This is a genomic window from Streptomyces sp. NPDC057963 (assembly GCF_042887155.1).
Lineage (GTDB): Bacteria > Actinomycetota > Actinomycetes > Streptomycetales > Streptomycetaceae > Streptomyces.
Window position 1 is genome coordinate 113831 of the sequence record NZ_JBHVPX010000001.1, and the last position, 19557, is coordinate 133387.

Annotated in this window: 17 protein-coding genes; 9 read left to right on the forward strand and 8 right to left on the reverse strand. The window is 71.5% G+C overall.

What is annotated here, in order from left to right:
* Positions 1 to 32: 32 nt before the first annotated feature.
* The 4 genes from ACFVT1_RS00510 to ACFVT1_RS00525 all read left to right on the forward strand — a co-directional run bounded on the left by ACFVT1_RS00510 (position 33) and on the right by ACFVT1_RS00525 (position 3893).
* Positions 33 to 191, forward strand: coding sequence for a hypothetical protein (locus ACFVT1_RS00510; RefSeq protein ID WP_389791211.1), 159 nt, complete (start codon positions 33 to 35; stop codon positions 189 to 191).
* A 418-nt stretch (positions 192 to 609) separates the two neighbouring features.
* Positions 610 to 2076 (forward strand): IPT/TIG domain-containing protein, encoded by a 1467-nt coding sequence (locus ACFVT1_RS00515; protein ID WP_389792197.1) that lies wholly within the window; start codon positions 610 to 612, stop codon positions 2074 to 2076.
* Positions 2077 to 2492: 416 nt separating this feature from the next.
* Entirely contained in the window at positions 2493 to 2999 is a 507-nt protein-coding gene (locus ACFVT1_RS00520; RefSeq protein WP_389791213.1) for a SigE family RNA polymerase sigma factor, read from the forward strand.
* A 66-nt stretch (positions 3000 to 3065) separates the two neighbouring features.
* A complete protein-coding gene (locus tag ACFVT1_RS00525; RefSeq protein WP_389791214.1) occupies positions 3066 to 3893 on the forward strand; it encodes a hypothetical protein in 828 nt (275 codons plus the stop codon).
* 89 nt (positions 3894 to 3982) lie between these two features.
* On the opposite strand, the gene ACFVT1_RS00530 is transcribed toward ACFVT1_RS00525, so the two are convergent.
* Complete coding sequence (locus tag ACFVT1_RS00530) at positions 3983 to 5386, reverse strand: PLP-dependent aminotransferase family protein (RefSeq protein WP_389791216.1); 1404 nt, start codon at positions 5384 to 5386, stop codon at positions 3983 to 3985.
* Between the two features lie 47 nt (positions 5387 to 5433).
* Between ACFVT1_RS00530 and ACFVT1_RS00535 the strand changes: the two genes are divergently transcribed.
* Positions 5434 to 5949 carry a carboxymuconolactone decarboxylase family protein gene (locus ACFVT1_RS00535; protein ID WP_389791218.1) on the forward strand — a complete coding sequence of 172 codons (516 nt, stop codon included), beginning with the start codon at positions 5434 to 5436 and terminating at the stop codon, positions 5947 to 5949.
* 97 nt (positions 5950 to 6046) lie between these two features.
* Positions 6047 to 6781, forward strand: coding sequence for an isocitrate lyase/phosphoenolpyruvate mutase family protein (locus ACFVT1_RS00540; protein WP_389791220.1), 735 nt, complete (start codon positions 6047 to 6049; stop codon positions 6779 to 6781).
* A 213-nt stretch (positions 6782 to 6994) separates the two neighbouring features.
* On the opposite strand, the gene ACFVT1_RS00545 is transcribed toward ACFVT1_RS00540, so the two are convergent.
* The 3 genes from ACFVT1_RS00545 to ACFVT1_RS00555 form a co-directional block, all read right to left on the reverse strand.
* A complete protein-coding gene (locus ACFVT1_RS00545; RefSeq protein ID WP_389791221.1) occupies positions 6995 to 7984 on the reverse strand; it encodes a malate dehydrogenase in 990 nt (329 codons plus the stop codon).
* Positions 7985 to 8889: 905 nt separating this feature from the next.
* Entirely contained in the window at positions 8890 to 9678 is a 789-nt protein-coding gene (locus ACFVT1_RS00550; protein ID WP_389791223.1) for a DUF3017 domain-containing protein, read from the reverse strand.
* A 29-nt stretch (positions 9679 to 9707) separates the two neighbouring features.
* Positions 9708 to 10571, reverse strand: a complete 864-nt coding sequence (locus ACFVT1_RS00555; RefSeq protein ID WP_351202770.1) for a bifunctional methylenetetrahydrofolate dehydrogenase/methenyltetrahydrofolate cyclohydrolase — start codon at positions 10569 to 10571, stop codon at positions 9708 to 9710.
* Positions 10572 to 10808: 237 nt separating this feature from the next.
* Between ACFVT1_RS00555 and ACFVT1_RS00560 the strand changes: the two genes are divergently transcribed.
* Positions 10809 to 11396, forward strand: a complete 588-nt coding sequence (locus ACFVT1_RS00560) for a hypothetical protein (RefSeq protein WP_389791225.1) — start codon at positions 10809 to 10811, stop codon at positions 11394 to 11396.
* A 107-nt stretch (positions 11397 to 11503) separates the two neighbouring features.
* Here the strand turns inward: ACFVT1_RS00560 and purH are convergent, their stop codons facing one another.
* Together purH and purN are read right to left on the reverse strand one after the other, a co-directional pair.
* On the reverse strand, positions 11504 to 13057 hold the full coding sequence (gene purH / locus ACFVT1_RS00565; protein WP_389791227.1) for a bifunctional phosphoribosylaminoimidazolecarboxamide formyltransferase/IMP cyclohydrolase: 1554 nt from the start codon (positions 13055 to 13057) through the stop codon (positions 11504 to 11506).
* Positions 13044 to 13700: a phosphoribosylglycinamide formyltransferase gene (purN, locus tag ACFVT1_RS00570; protein WP_389791229.1), complete on the reverse strand. Its 657-nt coding sequence runs from the start codon at positions 13698 to 13700 to the stop codon at positions 13044 to 13046. The genes purH and purN overlap by 14 nt, the downstream gene beginning before the upstream one ends.
* Positions 13701 to 14133: 433 nt before the next feature.
* Here purN and ACFVT1_RS00575 point away from each other — a divergent pair, with 433 nt between their 5' ends.
* Positions 14134 to 15111: a hypothetical protein gene (locus ACFVT1_RS00575; protein WP_389791231.1), complete on the forward strand. Its 978-nt coding sequence runs from the start codon at positions 14134 to 14136 to the stop codon at positions 15109 to 15111.
* 4 nt (positions 15112 to 15115) lie between these two features.
* Here ACFVT1_RS00575 and ACFVT1_RS00580 read toward each other — a convergent pair whose 3' ends face one another.
* Positions 15116 to 16819: a DUF6350 family protein gene (locus ACFVT1_RS00580; protein ID WP_389792199.1), complete on the reverse strand. Its 1704-nt coding sequence runs from the start codon at positions 16817 to 16819 to the stop codon at positions 15116 to 15118.
* A gap of 125 nt (positions 16820 to 16944) precedes the next feature.
* Between ACFVT1_RS00580 and ACFVT1_RS00585 the strand changes: the two genes are divergently transcribed.
* Entirely contained in the window at positions 16945 to 18408 is a 1464-nt protein-coding gene (locus ACFVT1_RS00585) for a helix-turn-helix domain-containing protein (RefSeq protein ID WP_389791233.1), read from the forward strand.
* 252 nt (positions 18409 to 18660) lie between these two features.
* On the opposite strand, the gene sucD is transcribed toward ACFVT1_RS00585, so the two are convergent.
* Positions 18661 to 19545 carry a succinate--CoA ligase subunit alpha gene (gene sucD, locus ACFVT1_RS00590; protein WP_362207996.1) on the reverse strand — a complete coding sequence of 295 codons (885 nt, stop codon included), beginning with the start codon at positions 19543 to 19545 and terminating at the stop codon, positions 18661 to 18663.
* Positions 19546 to 19557: the final 12 nt, after the last annotated feature.

Consider the following 19557-nt stretch of genomic DNA (forward strand, 5'->3'; position numbering starts at 1 on the left):
GGGCAGGGGGCCGGACACCGGCTCCGGACCAGATGACGCAGCGCCGGTGCGCACTGGATGAGTACGAGGTCCACCGCTGCGTCGGCTGGTACCGGCACATCACCCTGGCCGTGCTCGCCCACGCCGTCCTGACCGCATTCGCCGCCCAGGCCGACAGCGAGGCCGGCCTGCCCGGCCGGCAGCCCGGTTGAGCCGATCGCGGCGCCCGCGGCAATGGCCGGCGGGGCGACCGTGGCGGCCGCCCCTGCCGACGGCGGTGATCTGCCGGCCGCACCCGTCCGCCCCGACGGCATCGTCGCCCCGGGCCGCCGCCCCGGGCCTTCCCGACGGACACCGCAGCTCCGGCGACCGCGCTGCGCACCCGGCTCGGCGAACCGCCCTCACACACTTATGACGAACGGCCAACAAGGTGAACCTGGTCAACCTGAAGGCGGGAAGAGCACCGGACAACGCAGGGGGGAGGTCTGATTGTGCGCGATCCAATCCGACGGTCGGTTCGGCAGAGATCTGCCCTGATGCTGCCGAAAGGCCGTCCCGCCTCCGCACCGGCAGAACAACCGAGGAGCAGGAACGACGATGGCACCCGATCCCACAATCGCCCAGGTGACCATGACCCTGGCTGCCCTTGCAGCCACCGGGGCCACCCCGCGTCCGTCCGGGGAAACCCTGGAGCATCAGACCGAGCGAATCATCACCGGCATCGACGCGCAACTGAGCGATCCCGGCCTTGCGACGCAGAACACGTGGAAGCTGGTGTGGCTCGCCCTGAGCGAGGCCAACGCCAATATGGCCTACATCGCACAGAGCACCGACGGCTCGAACGAGTTCGCCGTGGTCGCTCGCGGAACGGATGCCGATCTGACCGACATCCTCGAAGACCTCGACGTCGGCACAGTCGTCCCGTTCCCCGAAAGCGGATCTCCGAAGCCCATCGCCGTTTCCAAAGGGGCGATGGACGCGTTCAAACGGGTTGTCAACGCCCGCTCGATCGCCTCACCCTCCCCGAACGTCACGCTCGCTCAAGCGCTCGCCGTCGCACTCAAGTCGGCGCCCTCCTCGCCGCAGCCGACCGTCTATCTGACCGGTCACAGCCTGGGCGGATGCATCGCCACCATGCTCGCGCCGTACCTGCAGGCACAGACCTGGCCGAAACAGCCGAAGTTCGCGGTGATCACCTATGCCGCTCCCACCGCCGGCGTGCAGAGCTTCGTCGACTACTTCGACTCCGTGCCGTGGGTCATCGACGAGCGCCAGAACAACGCCTACGACCTGGTACCGCACGCGTGGGCCGATCTCGACACCACCGCCGGCTGGTACCCGAGCCCGGGACCGCAGGCGACCGAGGAAGTGAAGCTGCTCATCGGGGCGATCTCCAAGCGCACCAAGGGCAACGTCTACGTCCAGCCCGGCACGCTCTGCCTGATGAACACCGGATACACAAGCCTTGCCAAGAACCTGGTCAACAAGACCACCCAGGACTTCCTCGGCCAGGTCGCCTTCCAGCACGCCAACTCCACCTACCTGGACCTGGTGGGGGCGCCTGCCGTGCCTTCCGGGCCGGTGGTGACCGACGTGACCCCCACCTTCGGCGCACCGGGCGCCACCGTGACCATCAACGGCACCGGCTTCAGTCCGGACAGCGTGGTCGACTTCGGCCACTTCGCCTGCGCCAAGCGCGACATCAACCCCTCCGGCACCAGGATCACCGCTCAGGTCCCCAACGGAACCGGGGTCGTCCACGTCCGCGTCACCAACACCCTCGGCACCTCCCCGGCCGTCGCGATGGGGCAGTTCGCCTACGGCGGACCCGCACCTGTGGTGGTCAGTGCGGTCAGCCCGACCAGCGGAAAGGTCGGCACCCCGGTCACCATCAGCGGCTCGGGCTTCGCCAATGGCGCCACCGTGCACTTCAAGGACAAGGCATCCGATTCGGTCAAGTTCGTCTCCACCGGCCAGATCACCGCAACCGCGCCCGGTCAGCTCGACGACCACCAGACGGTCGACATCACCGTGACGGTCGGCAGGGCCACCTCTCCCACCAGCCCGGCCGACGAGTTCACCTACACCGGACGGTAGCGTCCGCACGCCCCCGTTCCCGTATCCGTATCCGTATCCGTCCCACACGCACCACCATCGGTCGCATCCCGCCCTCACCTGGCTTCTGACGCACCCCTGTTGCGCCCTGCCCTGCCCCCTTGGCGGCGCCGTCCGGCAGGCGCCGTCCGGCACGGGAAACAGGGGCCCTGGCACGGCTGACCGCACGGCGCCGGTACGCGCCGTGCGGTCGGCCGGGACGGCGGTTCCCGCCACCGCTGCGCGCCTGCCCGTGGCCCCCGCCCAGCCGGGCATCGTGCCTCCGACCCCCGCGGAACACTGCTGACGCGGCAGCGGTGGAAAAGAAGGTGCTCCTGTCGCGCGCGACATCCTGCCGTCCCACGTAGTCAAGAGGGTATGCACGGGGATCACGGAACAAGAGAACAGGCGGGGGCCGAGTGAAATCAGCACAGGAGGATCAGTACCTGGAGTTCGTTGCCGCGAGGGCGAAGGCGCTGTACCGCTCGGCATACGTCCTCGCGGCCGGCGACACACATCTCGCCGAGGACCTGGTCCAGGAAACCCTCAGCCGGGTGTACGTGCACTGGAAGCGGGTGGCCAGGGCGGACAGCCCGGCGGCCTACGCCCAGACGGTTCTGGTCCGCACCTCCCTCACCCTGCGGCGCCGGCGGAGCACCGGCGAGCGCCCCATCGGGAACATGCCCGACAGCGCGGCGGCCGGCCCGGACGCCGCACTGCGGCTCACCCTGCTCGACGCGCTCGGCCAACTGCCGCCCCGGGACCGGGCGGTGCTGCTGCTGCGCTACTGGGACGACCGCAGCATCGAGGAGACCGCCCGGATGCTCAAGCTGAGCAGCAGCGCGGTCCGCTCCCAGGGCACCCGGGCACTCAACAGGGTGCGCGCGTTGCTCGGCGACAGCCTGTCCGACCTGGTTCCGCACTGAACACCGGTGCACACAGGTCGAACCCACCGCACCATCCCCATCAGCGACAGAAAAGGTGACGCCAGCATGCCGTTCGAAGCAGACCTCGCACACGCCCTGGACCGCGCGACCGACTCCCTCGCCCCCGATCTCACCGCGCTCACGAGCGGAGCCGTCCAGCGCGGGCGGAGCCGCAGTCGGCGTCGGCGCAGCGCGGGCATCGTCGCCGGGGTCGGCGCCTGCGCCGCGATCGCGGCGGCCGGCCTGGTGCTCCCCGGTGCGCTCGCCGGGACTCTCTCCGAAGGATCCGACATGGAGACGGTGGCGCTGGCGATGCCCCGTTCCGCGATCACCGGCACCCAGATGATCGACGCTGTGAAGAAGACGTTCCCCGGGAGCCGGTTCGGCCAGGAGGACGGACAGAGCAACGACCCCTCGAATCCGTCCGGCGGGTGGGTCGCCAACGGCGGAGTGGACGTCAACGACGGGCACGGCGCCGCCAACGTCGGTGTCTCGGCCCTGCGGCTCAAGCTGCCGCTCAGGGACGGGGAAGGGCTGAACTGCGACAATACGGTCGGGCGTGCCGAGGTCGGCGACACCTGCAAGCTGAGCGAACTGCCGAGCAGCGCCGCGCTTCCCGGCGGAGCCCTGGTGATGTCGGAGAAGATCGCGGAAAGGCAGCCGATCGGTGCCGACCCCGTCCCCGACTCCGACATCGCTCACCGCTGGACGACGACGGTGACCCTGAAGTCGACCGGCGCCCAGCTCCAGATGGTGCAGTGGAACACCGCCGGCGACTTCGGTAACGGAAACAGGCCGAAGCCGACCCGTGACACTCCCCCGCTCTCCCAGAAGCAGGCGGTGGCCGCACTCACCGGTCCCACCTGGGCGCCGATCCTCGGTGCCGTCGGCTGACTCGTTGCCGCGCGCTCCTCAGCCCCGCGCGGTGAGGGACACGAGCCCCGCCCGGACCGTTCCCGGGCGGGACCTTCGCGTTCCCGGTCTCAGGAGAGCACCCGGCAAAGGGCTTCCAGCGCCCCCGCCCAGGCGCTGTCGGTCGGCGTCCCGTACCCGATGACCAGCGCGTCGCGCCCCGGCGGCGCCTGCGGGCACCGGAAGCGCGAGAGTCCCTCCAGCGCGAGCCCCTGCCACGCGGCCGCCCGCAGCGCCGCTGCCTCGGTGCCCTCCGGGAGTTCAAGGACGGCATGCAGACCGGCGGCGATACCGCTGACCCGCACATCGGGGGCCTGTTCCGCCAGTACCGCGACGAGTTGATCACGGCGGCGGCGATAGCGCAGCCGCATCGCCCGCACATGGCGGTCGTACGCGCCCGACGTGATGAACTCCGCGAGCGTCAACTGCTCCAACGCGCTCGACGACCAGTCGCTCGGCCCCTTCGCCTCGGTCACCTCCTGCACCAGGCTTCCTGGCAGCACCATCCACCCCAGCCGCAGCCCCGGCGCCAGGGATTTGCTGGTCGTCCCCAGGTGGACGACGCGTTCCGGGTCGAGTCCCTGGAGCGCGCCGACCGGCAGCCGGTCGTAGCGGAACTCGCCGTCGTAGTCGTCCTCCAGGATCAGCCCGCCCGTGCCGCGCGCCCAGTCGACCGCCGCGGCCCGCCGGTCGGGATGGAGCGGCACCCCCGTCGGGAACTGGTGCGCGGGCGTCATCAGGACCGCGCCCGCACCGCGCAGCCCGGCCAGTTCGCCGGTCCTGGCCCCGAGCCCGTCGACCGACAGGCAGGGCATGCGCAGCCCGGCGTCCGCGAGCAGTTGCCAGTGCACGTCGAGTCCGTACGACTCGATGGCCACCTCCCGCACCCGCCGCTTGCGCAGCACGGCCCCCATCAACTTCAGCGCCTGCACGAAACCGGCGCAGATCACGATCCGCTCCGGGTCCGCGTACACACCGCGGGCGCGGGCCAGATAGTCGGCGAGTACGGTGCGCAGCTCGATGCGCCCGCGCGGGTCTCCGTATCCGAAGGCGTCATTGGGCGCGGCGGTCAGGGCACGGCGGGCCGCCTTGAGCCAGTCGGCGCGCGGGAACGTCGAGAGGTCGGGCGATCCCGACAGGAGGTTGTGGACGGGCCGGGAGTGCACCGGCCGGGCCCTCGCCGTCCTCCTGGCCGCCGGGCGCGGCTCGGCCCGCTGCGCCACCCTGGTCCCCGAACCCTGCCGGGCGGTGAGCCAGCCCTCGGCGACCAGCTCCGCGTACGCGTCGGCGACGGTGTTCCGGGCGATACCGAGGTCGACGGCGAGGCTGCGGGAGGACGGCAGCCGGGTGCCGGGCGCCAGCCGCCCCGTCCGTACGGCCTCGCGCAGGGCGTCCATGAGCCCGGCCCGCAGCCCTGCCGAACCCGTCGTCTCCAGATGCAGGTCGGCACCGAAAGTGGCCCAGGGATCTGTCATGGAAATGGACCATACAGTTGTGCCGCCCGCCGCGTAGCGTCATACCCATGACGACGCACGAGCACAGCCAATCGCCCTCCGAACTCAACCCCGAGCACACTCCTCGTCTGCAGGAGTGGGCCGAGAAGGCCCCCGATGTCTTCAAAGCCATGGTCCGGCTGGACGCCGCGTCCTACAGGGGCCTCGACCCGGTCGTCGGGGAGCTGGTGAGGATCCGGTCCTCGCAGCTCAACCACTGCGCGTACTGCCTCGACATGCACTCCAAGGACGCGCTCGCGGCGGGCGAGTCCGTCGAGCGGATCGTCCAGCTCAGCGCATGGAGGGAGTCGCAGCACTTCTACACGCCGAAGGAAATCGCGGCCATCGAGCTGACCGAGGCCGTGACCGTACTGACCGACGGTTTCGTGCCGGACGAGGTGTGGGAGAAGGCCGCCGAGCACTTCGACGAGACCGAGCTCGCCCACCTCGTCGCCGCGATCACGACGATCAACGCCTGGAACCGGTTCGCCGTGGCCACCCGCAAGATCCCCGGCCACTACAAGCCGGGCGACATCAAGCACTGACCCGGCACGCCCGCCGCGTCCCGCACCCCGCCCGCCCCGCTGCCCGTCTCTCGCCCCTCTGCCCGCCCCTTTGCCGGACCGCCCCGGGAGCCCCGTGATGACCGCATCCGCCCTCCGAGCCCTGCACCACGACCGCACGCCCGGCGACCCGCTGATCCTCCCCGGTCCGTGGGACGCGGCGAGCGCCCGCGTCTTCGCCGAGGCGGGTTTCCCGGCGCTCGCCACACCCAGCGCCGGGGTCGCTGCCTCGCTCGGCTACGAGGACGGGGCGACGCCCGCCGCCGAGATGTTCGCGGCCGTGGCCAGGATCGTCCGCGCCGTCCCGGTCACCGTGGCCGTCTCGGCGGACATCGAAGGGGGTTACGGGCTGGCGCCGAAGGAGCTGGTGGAGCGGCTCCTGGAGACCGGGGCCGTCGGCTGCAATCTGGAGGACTCGGTCGACGGCGTCCTCGTCGACGCCCAGCGGCAGGCGGACCGGCTGGCGGAGGTGCGGGCGGTCGCGGGCGACCGGCTCTTCGTCAACGCCCGCGTCGACACCTACGTCCACGGCGTCCCCGACGGAACGGACCAGGAGGCGGAGACAGTGCGCCGCGCCCTGCTGTACGTGGCGGCGGGCGCGGACTGCGTCTACCCGATCGTGGCCCCGCCCGATTCCCTGCCCCGGCTGGCCGCCGCCGTCCCTGCCCCGCTCAACGCCCTCGGCCTGCCCGACGGGCCGGCCCCGCACGCGCTGGGGCGGCTGGGCGCCACCCGGATCACGTTCGGCCCCGGGTTGCAGCGCCGGGCCATGGCGGCCGTGCGCGGGATCGCGGACGAGCTGCGGAAGGGGTAGCCGCCCCGGGCCGCGCGGTCACGCCTGTCCGCCATCGATGGCCGCCGGGGTCCGCTCCGGCAGGTCCGGCCGGAGAGCGCATACGCGCCCTGTCGGCAGCCCCCGGTCACGGCCGCGTACCGGCACGAAGAACCCCTCCGCCCCCGGCAGCGACTGCTGCCGGGGGCGGAGGGGTGCGCCCCGGAGGGCGGGCGGATCAGATCGGCGTGCGGATCAGATCAGACCGAGCTCGCGGACCGCGTCGCGCTCCTCGATGAGCTCCTGCACCGACGCGTCGATGCGCGTACGGGAGAACTCGTTGATGTCCAGGCCCTGGACGATCTTGTACGTACCGTTCTCCGTGGTGACCGGGAAGGACGAGATGATGCCCTCGGGCACACCGTAGGAGCCGTCCGACGGGATACCCATGGACGTCCAGTCACCGGCGGCGGTGCCGTTGACCCAGGTGTGGACGTGGTCGATGGCGGCGTTGGCGGCGGAGGCGGCCGAGGACGCGCCACGGGCCTCGATGATCGCGGCGCCGCGCTTGGCGACGGTCGGGATGAAGGTGTCGGCCAGCCACGCCTCGTCGTCGACGAGCTCGGCGGCGTTCTTGCCGGCGACCTCCGCGTGGAAGATGTCCGGGTACTGGGTCGCCGAGTGGTTGCCCCAGATCGTCAGCTTCTTGATCTCGGAGACGGCGGCACCGGTCTTGGCGGCCAGCTGCGAAATCGCGCGGTTGTGGTCGAGGCGGGTCATCGCGGTGAAGCGCTCGGCCGGTACGTCCGGGGCGGCGGCCTGCGCGATGAGCGCGTTGGTGTTGGCCGGGTTGCCGACGACGAGGACCTTGATGTCGTCCGCGGCGTTGTCGTTGATGGCCTTGCCCTGCGGCTTGAAGATGCCGCCGTTGGCGGAGAGCAGGTCGCCGCGCTCCATGCCCTTCGTGCGCGGGCGGGCACCCACCAGCAGGGCGACGTTGGCACCGGCGAAACCGACATTGGCGTCGTCGGTGATCTCAATGTTGCGCAGCAGCGGGAAGGCGCAGTCGTCGAGCTCCATCGCGGTGCCTTCGGCAGCCTTGAGACCCTGCGGGATCTCCAGGAGACGCAGGTTGACCGGCACGTCCGGGCCGAGCAGGTGGCCGGAGGCGATGCGGAAGAGCAGCGCGTAGCCGATCTGGCCGGCTGCGCCGGTCACGGTGACATTCACGGGAGTGCGGGTCATGGCGATCTCCGTTAGACAGCTGGCGGTGGGGGCTCCTGGCCCCTGGTGCTGGACATCTCTGAATCTTGATGTGAAGAGATATCCAGCGATCAGGCTATCCGACCCGGAACCTCCGGTCGGCCCGGCCCCCTGTGGCACCGCACACAACTCGTCACACAGCGCTCACACGGCCGTATCGGTCCGCTGCCGACCCGTTGTCGCCCCGCTGCCGACCCGCTGCCGACCGCTTGGGAGACGGCCGCCCGGCGGTGGGGCGTCCTCGCAACGGCCCGTGGTGGGGCGTTCGCGACGCGGTCGGTGGTGAGGGCGTCCTCGTCGTCGCCGGATGCCCAGCCCCCGCGGCCGACCGGCGAACTCCCCTGCCTGCGGGTCGAGTTCGTCCGTCAGCACCTTCCGACGAGGCACCGCCCCCCCTCTTGCCCGGATCCGGTTCTCCATTCCGCATTCGGTCCGGATTCCGGCCCGGATTCCGGTCCATATTCCGTTTCGGATTCTGTTTCGGATTCCGTTTCGGACCGCCCAGGCGCCCGCACGAGCGCCGGACGAATGTTCTGGAGCCGGGGTGCACGGGGGTGTTCGGGTCCTCGCACCCCTCCACGCGCGCCCCCGGCGCCACCGCGCGGACTCAAGGCGCCACCGTTGCACGGTGATTGCGCCGTCGCGGGCCGATCACACCGTTGCGCGACGATCACACCGTGGCGGAATGGTCACTTCCGTGCCACAGGCCCCAGGGTTCCCTTGTACCGGCCCTCGCCGTCCACAAGGCTGAACGCAGGACGGAGGCAAGGCCGCCCATGTCGCCACATTCCGGAGCGGCCGCGTTCCGGTGAGCCCGTCCTCAGGTGTCCGTCCCTCCTCGGGGGAGGGGACGGACACCGTCCGCGCGCGGTGCAGCCGCACGCGGCTCAGCGGATCGTGAAGTGGACCGCGTCCTCCAGGAACGGAATGTCCAGCCACGGCTTGGGCTGCGCCACCAGCGCGAGCATCACGATGAGGAAGCCGAGCAGCCCGTACGTCACCAGGTCGGTGAAGCGGGAGCGGACCGCCAGCATGCCCACCGACGGGACGACGAGCCGCAGCACCGCGCCCCCGATGAGGGCCACGCCGATCAGCATCGTGCCGATCCTGAATGCCTCGGCGAACGGGTCGGTGGCCACGATCAGCAGCCCGATCCCGGCCGTGCAGAGCACGGCGAGCAGCGGCCACTGCCGAGCCGGGGCGGGCGCGTCCCCGGAGGCGGCCCGGCCACCGCCCTCGGGCCGAGCGGTGTCCCGGGTGAACGACGGAAACCTCCGCGACGAGCGGGCGGCCGGAGCGTCTGCCGGGGCGCCGCCGGAACCTGCGTCCACGACACCGGCGCCGGCGACCGCGCCGTCATCGGCCCCCGCTTCCGCTTTCACTTCCGCTTCTGCTTCTGCTTCTGCTTCTGCTTCTGCCTCACCACGAACCGCCGCGGCCTCATCCGTCACGTCGGCACCGGAACCGGCTTCCGCCTCGCCGTGGACCGGCGCCGGCGCGTCCGCCGCGTCGGCAGCGGCACCGGAACCGGCACCCGCGTCGGCACCCGTACCGGACACGCCCGCACCTGCCCCTGTCTCCGTCTCCGCGTCCACGCCCGCGTCCGCGCCTGACGGCACCGGAGACGTCCGGTCCGCCTCGGCAGCCGGGTCGGCCGGACTCCTACCAGCACCCATGGGGTTCCTTCCGGATCGGGGCAGCCGGCTCAGACGGCGTCGGCCGCGTTGCGCTCGGCCGCCTCAACCACGTTGACGAGCAGCTGGGCGCGGGTCATCGGGCCGACGCCGCCCGGGTTCGGGGAGATCCAGGCGGCGACCTCCGCCACGCCCGGGTGGACATCCCCGACGATCTTGCCGTTCTCGTCCCGGCTGACGCCGACATCGAGCACGGCCGCGCCCGGCTTCACGTCCTCGGGCTTGATGATGTGCGGGACTCCGGCGGCGGCGACGATGATGTCGGCCTGCTTGAGCTGGGCGGAGAGGTCACGCGTACCGGTGTGGCACTGGGTGACCGTGGCGTTCTCGGACTTGCGGGTCAGCAGCAGCGGGATCGAGCGGCCGATCGTGACACCGCGGCCGACGACCACGACATGCGCGCCGTTGATCTCCACGTCGTGGTGGCGCAGCAACTGGACGACACCCTGCGGGGTGCAGGGCAGCGGGCCCGCCTCGTTGAGCACGAGCCGGCCGAGGTTCATCGGGTGGAGGCCGTCGGCGTCCTTGGCCGGATCCATCAGTTCCAGGACGCGGTTGGTGTCGATCCCCTTGGGGAGGGGAAGCTGCACGATGTAGCCCGTGCACTCGGGGTTGGCGTTGAGCTCCCGTACGACGTCCTCGATCTCCTCCTGGGTGGCGGTGTCGGGGAGCTCGCGCTGGATGGAGCCGATGCCGACCTGCGCGCAGTCACGGTGCTTGCCGTTCACGTACCACCGGCTGCCCGGGTCGTCCCCGACCAGCAGGGTTCCCAGGCCAGGGGTGATGCCCTGCGCCTTGAGGGCCGCCACGCGGACGGTGAGATCGGACTTGATCGCGGCTGCGGTGGCCTTGCCATCGAGAATCTGGGCAGTCATGTCTCCATACTCGCGGATGACCCCGCCCGCATACCAATTCCGGGTGCCGGTGGTGGCCGGCAGATTGCGCTTGCACAACGCATTCGGCTATCGACTGGACAAAAAGCCGATGTCAAGACCACGATGAGCCGCGCAGTACCGCGGACAGTGTCGGGGGGACAGACCGTACTCATTGCGCATGTTTCCTCCGCCCGGACCGCGTCGTCCCCGCACTTTTTACAACGGAGGAATTTCGCCATGAGCTTCGGCGACCCGAACAACCCCTACGGCCAGCAGCAGGGCGGGCAGCCGGGGTACGGCTACCCGCAGCAGTCCCCGCAGGGCGTGCCGCAGCAGGGCGGCTACCCCGCGGCTCCGCCCGTGCAGGGCGGATACGGCTTCCCCGGCGTACCCACCGAGATGCCGGGCGGCGTGAAGGCGGCCCGCGTCATGCTCTACGTGATCACCGGCCTGCAGGTCATCGGCGCGGTCATCTTCGCGCTCGGCGCCGCGGCCGTGAGCGCCGCCAAGAACGACGCGACGCTCAAGGACGACGTCCAGTTCCAGCAGCTTGCCGACTACTCCGGCAACGCCCTGTGGGGCATCGTGGTCTTCGCGGTGCTGTGGGGTGCCTTCGCCGTGTTCCTGGCTGTGAAGTTCGGCAAGGGGACCAACGGCATCCGCATCGCGGCGATCGTCTTCGGCGCGATCACCGCGATTCTCGGCATCTACCCGTTCGTCTTCTTCGGCCTCGTGCACACGGTTCTCGCCGTGCTGATCATCGTCTTCGTCGCGAGGGCCGACGGCAACGCCTGGTTCAACCGGCAGCAGCAGCCGCAGTTCTGAGACGTTCAGCCTGCACGTTCCCCACGGGAACGAAGAAGGCCGTAAACCCGCACGCTCGCGGGTTTACGGCCTTCGGCCTTTCCGGGCCGGATGTCAGTGGCCCGACGTCAGTGGAAGAAGTGCCGCGTACCGGTGAAGTACATGGTCACGCCCGCCTTCTTCGCGGCCTCCACGACCAGTTCGTCGCGGACCGAACCGCCCGGCTGGGCCACGGCCTTGACGCCGGCCGCGGTCAGGATCTCCAGCCCGTCCGGGAACGGGAAGAACGCGTCCGAGGCGGCGTACGCGCCCCGCGCCCGCTCCTCGCCCGCCCGCTCGACGGCCAGCTTCGCGGAGTCGACCCGGTTGACCTGGCCCATGCCGACGCCGACCGAGGCGCCGCCCTTGGCGAGCAGGATCGCGTTGGACTTGACCGCGCGGCAGGCCTTCCACGCGAAGGCGAGCTCCTTCAGCTCGTCCTCGGAGAGGGCCTCACCGGTGGCGAGGGTCCAGTTGGCCGGGTCGTCACCGTCGGCCTGGAGGCGGTCGGTGACCTGGAGCAGCGCGCCGCCGTCGATCGGCTTGACCTCGACCGGGGCGGTCGGCGCGTCGGGACAGCGCAGCACGCGGATGTTCTTCTTGCGGGCCAGGACCTCGACCGCGCCGTCCTCGTACGCCGGGGCGACGATGACCTCGGTGAAGATCTCCGCGACCTGCTCGGCCAGGGCGACGGTCACCGGACGGTTGACGGCGATGACACCGCCGAAGGCCGACAGCGGGTCGCAGGCGTGCGCGTTGCGGTGCGCCTCGGCGACGTCCTCGGCGATCGCGATACCGCACGGGTTGGCGTGCTTGATGATCGCGACGCACGGCTCGGCGTGGTCGTACGCGGCCCGGCGCGCGGCGTCGGTGTCCGTGTAGTTGTTGTACGACATCTCCTTGCCGTGCAGCTGCTCCGCCTCGGCCAGGCCACCGGCGCCGGAGGTGTAGAGCGCGGCGGGCTGGTGCGGGTTCTCGCCGTACCGCAGGACGTTCTTGCGGTCGTACGTGGCACCGAAGAAGTCGGGGAAGCCCGAGTCGTCGGCGGCGGCGTAATCGTCCGCGAACCAGGAGGCCACGGCCACGTCGTACGCGGCGGTGTGCTGGAACGCCTCGGCGGCCAGACGCTTGCGGGCCGTCAGGTCGAAGCCGCCCGCCTTGACCGCGGCGAGGACGTCGGCGTACCGCGCGGGGCTGGTGACGACGGCCACGGACGGGTGGTTCTTGGCGGCGGCGCGCACCATGGACGGGCCGCCGATGTCGATCTGCTCCACGCACTCGTCGGCGGACGCGCCGGAGGCGACGGTCTCCTTGAACGGGTAGAGGTTCACGACCACCAGGTCGAACGGCTCCACGCCCAGCTCGGCGAGCTGCTCGCGGTGCGCGTCCAGGCGCAGGTCCGCGAGGATGCCGGCGTGGACGCGCGGGTGCAGCGTCTTCACGCGGCCGTCGAGGCACTCGGGGAAGCCGGTGAGCTCCTCGACCTTGGTGACCGGCACTCCGGCGGCGGCGATCCGTCCTGCGGTGGAGCCGGTGGAGACGAGCTCGACACCCGCCTCGTGCAGACCGCGGGCGAGGTCTTCGAGCCCCGTCTTGTCGTAGACACTGACCAGGGCGCGGCGGATGGGCTTATTCACCGACATGACCGAGATGAACCTTTCGTCCCTCAATGCGATAGCCGTCACGGGCGAGTCGCCCCACGGCCTCGACGAGCAGCTTGCGCTCGACTTCCTTGATGCGTTCGTGGAGAGCGGCTTCGCCCTCCGTCGTGTCCTCTTCGGCCACCTCGACCACGCCCTGCGCGATGATCGGACCGGTGTCGACGCCGTCGTCGACGAAGTGGACGGTGCACCCGGTGACCTTCACGCCGTACGCGAGGGCGTCACGCACCCCATGGGCACCGGGAAAGCTGGGAAGCAGGGCGGGGTGGGTGTTGATGAACCGGCCACCGAACCGGGCGAGGAACTCCTTGCCCACGATCTTCATGAACCCCGCGGACACCACGAGGTCCGGGCGGTGCTCGGCCGTCGCGGCCGCGAGTGCCGCGTCCCACTCGTCGCGGTCGGCGTAGTCCTTGACCCTGCACACGAAGGTCGGCAGCCCGGCGCGCTCCGCCCGGTCCAGGCCGACGATGCCGGAGCGGTCGGCGCCGACCGCGACGACCTGGGCGCCGAAGCCCTCGGGGTCGTCACCGATGGCGTCGAGCAGGGCTTGAAGGTTCGTACCGGAGCCGGAGACCAGGACGACCAGTCGGGTCGGCGTGGCGGCGGGGGGCGGGGAGGCCACGGCTGGGCCCTTTCTCGCGTGGTGAAGCAGAGCGACGCTGATTTGTATGGTCGTACGAAAGAATCGAGCCCCTCGATACGGGGAACTCTACGAACGAGCCGACCGTCAGCAACGATACCGGCACCTCGGAAGACCCCCACGGGACGGGGGTGAGAGGCCCCGGCCCGACTCCGGATCGACTGCGAGCAGTGTGATGATCGGCCTCCTTTCGGCGGCTGATCGGCCTCGGTCCGGCCTCTGGTTTGCCCTCTGATCGGCGGCTGATCGGCCATGGGACCGGCCGGGGGAGGGCGTGGGAGTGTCCGGAGAGCGGTCCTCGGCCGCACGGCGCAGCCGCTCCCAGCTTTCGGCCCCTCCTGGCCGGGAGGTAGCGTCAGGGGACAGGGAACCGTCCGCAGGGCGGAAATGACGAGATGGGGAAGACGTTCACCATATGCCGGACCGACGCCGCCGCACCGCCTTCCGCCACCCGCTGCCCGAGCGGACCTCGCTGCTGCTGCGAGAGCGCCAGTCCCCCACGGGCCCTTCTTCTTCCGGCTCCCCCGGTTCTTCCGGCTCCTCCGGTGCTTCCTCCGGCTCCTCTCCTTCGGGTTCGCCTTCCGACGACAACCCGTTCGCCCCGCCGCCCGAGAACCGGCCCGACCAGCCCTGGCAGCCCCGCCACCCCTCGAACACCGGAAACGGCAACGGCAAGGACGGCCAGGGGCACGGGGGCCGGGGCAACGGCGACGGGTCGCCCGAAGGCGATTCCTCCGGCGACCGGCCGGTCTGGGGCGGCCAGTGGAGCAGCCGGCAGCCCGGCCGCCAGGGCGGCGGCTTCGGTGGCCGTCCCGGAGGCCAGGGCGGGCCGAACAGCCAGGGCGGCCCCGAGGGCAACCGGGGCGGACTGCGCTGGGATCCGACCGATCCCGCCCAGCGCCGTGCCCGCTACGCGCTGCTCTGCGGCATGTGGGCCTTCTTCTTCGCGCTCTTCGACTTCCCGGAGATCGCCCTGCTGCTCGGCGCACTCGCCGTGTACTGGTCGATCAGCTCGCTCCGGGCGAAGCCGAGGGACGCGTCCGCACCGGGCGCCGCCGCCCGGGTCCCCGGAGCGGGCGCGGTGTCCGGTACGCCGGCTCCCGGCCCCCTTCAGGGTTCCGGTTCCGGTCATGTCCCCGGGCCCGCGACCGGGCCCGGAGGCGCGCCCGGCGCTCCCGCCCCGGGCTACGGCAGGCAGCAGACCACCGCCGCGGTCAGCGGGTTGGTGACGGCTCTGCTCGCGCTCTCGATCGTCGCCACGACGTTCACGGTGCAACTGGTCTACCGCGACTACTACACCTGTGTGAACGACGCCCTGACCAAGTCCGGTCAGCTGGCCTGCAACGACCTGCTGCCGAAGCCGCTGGAACCCTTCTTCGGCGTCAAGAGCTGACACCTCACGCACTGCCAAACGGCCCGGCCTCCTCGGGAGGCCGGGCCGCCGTCGGTTCGTGCCAGGGTTCGGCCGGCAGGAAGTCGTACGGCTCCGCGTCCCCGCCCTCACTGCCCGCACCGCCCGTCGCGGACGCCGCCCCGGCACCGCTCGCCGTGGCCGATACCCGGGGCCCGTAGGCGCGTCCGGAGGCGGGCACCGTTCCCGGCACGGGCATCGTTCCGGATACGGGCACGGTTCCGGATGGGGACGCCGTTCCGGATACGTGCATCGATCCGGACGCGGGCACCGGCTCGGTCCGCTCTCCTGCGTCCCGGCGCCCGGACCGCGTCCACCACCTCCGGCCGCCGCCCCCCGGTTCCTGCGGCACCTGCTCGGGGGCCTCCCCGAGTGCCCGGACCGCGGGTGCCCCTGCCGTCTCCGCCGTCTCCCGTGCCGGGCCCCGGTCGCCGCCCCGCAGCCGCCAGGCCCGCACCAGGAGCGCTCCGGGAACACCGAGCAGCGCCGTCCACGCCAGGGCCGCCGCACCGGTCAGCCACCACGACGGTCCGAACTCCGCCAACGCCCGGGTGCCGAGCGGTCCTCCCGCGGCGGCGGCCAGCACCGCCGTACCCACCCCGCACCCCAGCGCCCCCAGCCCGGCCGTCAACGCGGTCTCCCGCGGGCTCCACGCCCCGTCCCGTCCGGCGTCGGCGGGCGCGGCCCGCCGTACCGTGAACCAGGCGACCATTACCCCGGCCCCGACCGGCACCGCCGCGGCCGCCCAGTTCAGGACCGTCCCCGGACCCTGGTCCGGGACCGCGGCGAGCAACGGGAAGACGGGCAGTGCCGGACGCCCCGAGAACGCGAGCGGGGTGGCCGTGGACGCCGTACCGAGCGCGAAACCCGGCCCCATTCCGTACGCGGCACCCCACACCGCCGCGTTCGGCACCAGCACCAGCGCGAGCAGCAGCACCGAGACCCGGCCCGCCCAGCCGCCCGAGAGGTGGACGAACGACTGCTGCGCCGCCGACGCGTGCCACACCAGCCCCACCGCGACGAGCAGCGCCCCGCCGCCGAGCAGCGCCGCCACACCGGCCGCGGCCGACCGGCAGGCCGTGTCGGCGCGCTCCCTGAACCGGGAACGCGCCAGCTCCTCGTGCAGGCGCACCGGCGCCCAGGACGGCGGCGGCCCGATCGGGCGCCCGGATGCCGTCCAGACCCCGGCCCCCGCCGCGGCCGCCACCACAAAGACCGCGGGGAAGAGCAGCGACGGAATCTGCACGGACGGCGAACCGCCCCGCGCGTAGAGCGCGACGGCGCCACCGACCAGCAGATATCCGCCGGTGACCAGGGCGAACGCACTCGCCGCCGAGGGCGCCGAACGCCCCTCGTGCGCCTCCAGCGCGTCCCGGGCCGCGCGGTGCACCAGCCACACCGGCAGGACGGTGGGCAGCAGCGGAACGAGGCCGACCGGGGCGGGCGTTCCGCCGAGCGTGTCGGTCCTGATCAGCTCGGCGCCATGGGCGAGCAGCCAGAGCCCGGCCGCCGTATGGAGGGCCCCGCCGGGGCCGTTGTCGGAGGCCGGAGAGCTGATCCACAGCACCATCACCAGCACGGTGAGCGCACTCAGCCCCAGTCCGGCCGCGAGAGCCCCGCGCAGGAAGGTGAACGCCAGCCCGGCGGACCTGGCCCGCTCTGCCGACAACGAAGGGGTGCCTTCGGTCACTTGGGTCACACCGCCATGCTCCCAACGACACGCACTTATTCCGTGTAACGGGCGAACAGCCGTTGTGTCGCCCAAAATGCGTTTATGTACTTTTTTGCTCAGCGCAGGTCCAGGGGGGTTCGTTCATGACGCAGAGTTCGACCGATGCGGCCGCCGCCCTTCCGCTCCCCTCCCCCACGGAGCGGCGCAGGCTGCGTGAGGCGAAGTCGCTGAGTGAAGAGCAGGTCGCGATGGCGGTGGGCGTCACCCCGGCCACAGTCCGGTCCTGGGAGACGGGCCGCGCCACGCCCCGGGGGCGACAGGGCGAGGTGTATGCCACGCTCATCAGCGGCAGCCGGACGGACCCGCAGGCCACGCCTCCGCACGTCCGGACCAAGTCCACCGCCCCGAACACGCGGCCCAAGGCCGCCGCCAAGCGGGCGGCCCGCCCGGCGACGCCGACGACGACGGTCGCGAGGTGGTCCAAGCCGGTGACGTCCACGAAACCGCCGTCCCGTACTCCGACCCGTACTCCGCCCCGTACGCCGACCCCCGTCGAAGCCACCGGGAGCACCGCCATGGCCCCGACCGAGCCCGGCACCACGCCAGATCTGCCCGGCGCATCCGGCGCACGTGAAGCACCTGATGCCCGTGAAGCAACCCTGGCACCGGAGTCACGGAAGTCACGGGAGTCACGGAAGTCACGGAAGTCACCCGGGTCACCGAAGACACCGGAAGCACCGGAAGCGACAGAGGCAGCAGCTGCCGAAGCCTCAGCCGAAGCAACAGCCGAGGCGGCGGTCGCGGCCTTCGATGCCTTGTACAAGCACTACGCCGCCCCCCTTTTCCGCCAGACGTTCCTGCTGACCGGGCGCCGGGGCCTCTCCCACGAATCCGTCGTGCGGGCCTTCGCGCGGGCCTGGGAGCGCTGGCCCGAGGTCGCGGTGGACCGGGATCCGGTGGGCTGGGTGCGGGCCGCCGCGTACGAGTACGCGATGTCCCCCTGGCACCGGCTGCGCCGCACGCACCGCCGGCTCGACCCGCCCCCCGCTGAACCCGGTGCGCGCGCCCTGCTCGGCGCGCTGCTCGACCTGCCGCCCTCGTACCGTCGCACCCTGCTGCTCTACGACGGTGTCGGCCTGGACCTGCCGGAGACCGCGGCGGAGACGGAGGCCAGCACTCCGGCGGCGGCGAGCCGGCTGATGAACGCACGTGCCGCAGTCGCCGAGCGGCTGCCCGAGCTGGCGGAACCGTCGTCCCCCGCGGAACAGTCGGCGCTCCTGCATCAACAGCTCGGCGCGCTGGCCGGGGCCCAGACTCCCGCCTCGCTCCCCTCGCCCGACGCTGTCCGGACGGACAGCGAGCGCAGGGCGCAGCTGTGGACGAGGACCGTCATCTCCTTCACGCTGCTGCTCATCGGGCTGACGCTGTTCACCCTGGCGACGGCTCCGACGCGCTACGAGACCCCGGAGTCACCCGCTCGGCAGGTCGAGGGGGTGCCGCCACGAGGCGGCCCGCAGAAACTGACGCCTCAGGACCTGAACCTGCAGAGGCAGCTGCACGGCGAGCTCGTACAGGGCCCGGCCCGGCTGCTCCCCGAGCCCGGCTGAACACGTACGGGGACCGGCTGGACTCGAACGAGGGCCCACCGACGGACAGCCCCCGGACGGCGCCACGGCCGAGCACACAGCCGGAAACGCGGCCTGAGCCACGGCCGCGCGGCGAGAGACGGAATCGCCGTGCGGCGAGGCGCGGCGAGAGACGGCGCGGGCCCGTACCCCTGACCGGGGTACGGGCCCGCGCCGTCTGTGCGGTGACGCGATACTGCGGTGCTGCTCCGACGCGGTGAAGCGATCAGGCGATCAGGCGCCGAGGATCTCGCGCGCCAGCTTGGCGGTCTCGGTCGGCGTCTTGCCGACCTTGACGCCGGCGGCCTCCAGGGCCTCCTTCTTCGCCTGCGCGGTGCCGGAGGAGCCGGAGACGATGGCGCCGGCGTGGCCCATGGTCTTGCCCTCGGGGGCGGTGAAGCCCGCGACGTAACCGACGACCGGCTTGGTGACGTTCTTCGCGATGAAGTCGGCCGCACGCTCCTCGGCGTCGCCGCCGATCTCGCCGATCATCACGATCAGGTCGGTCTCGGGGTCGGCCTCGAACGCCGCGAGGGCGTCGATGTGCGTCGTACCGATGACCGGGTCGCCACCGATGCCGACGGCGGAGGAGAAGCCGATGTCACGGAGCTCGTACATCATCTGGTAGGTCAGCGTGCCGGACTTGGACACGAGACCGATGCGGCCGGGCTTGGTGATGTCGCCCGGGATGATGCCGGCGTTGGACTGACCGGGGGTGATCAGGCCGGGGCAGTTCGGGCCGATGATCCGGGTCTTGTTGCCCTTCGAGCCCGCGTACGCCCAGAAGGCGGCGGAGTCGTGGACGGCGATGCCCTCGGTGATCACGACGGCGAGGGGGATCTCGGCGTCGATCGCCTCGACGACCGCGGCCTTGGCGAAGGCCGGCGGCACGAAGAGAACCGACACGTTCGCGCCGGTCTTCTCCATCGCCTCGGCGACGGTCCCGAACACGGGAACCTCGGTGCCGTCGAAGTCGACGGACGTGCCGGCCTTGCGCGGGTTCACGCCGCCGACGATGTTGGTGCCGTCGGCGAGCATGAGCTTGGTGTGCTTCATGCCGGTGGCACCGGTCATCCCCTGGACGATGACCTTGCTGTCCTTGGTGAGGAAGATTGCCATGGTGTTGGAGTC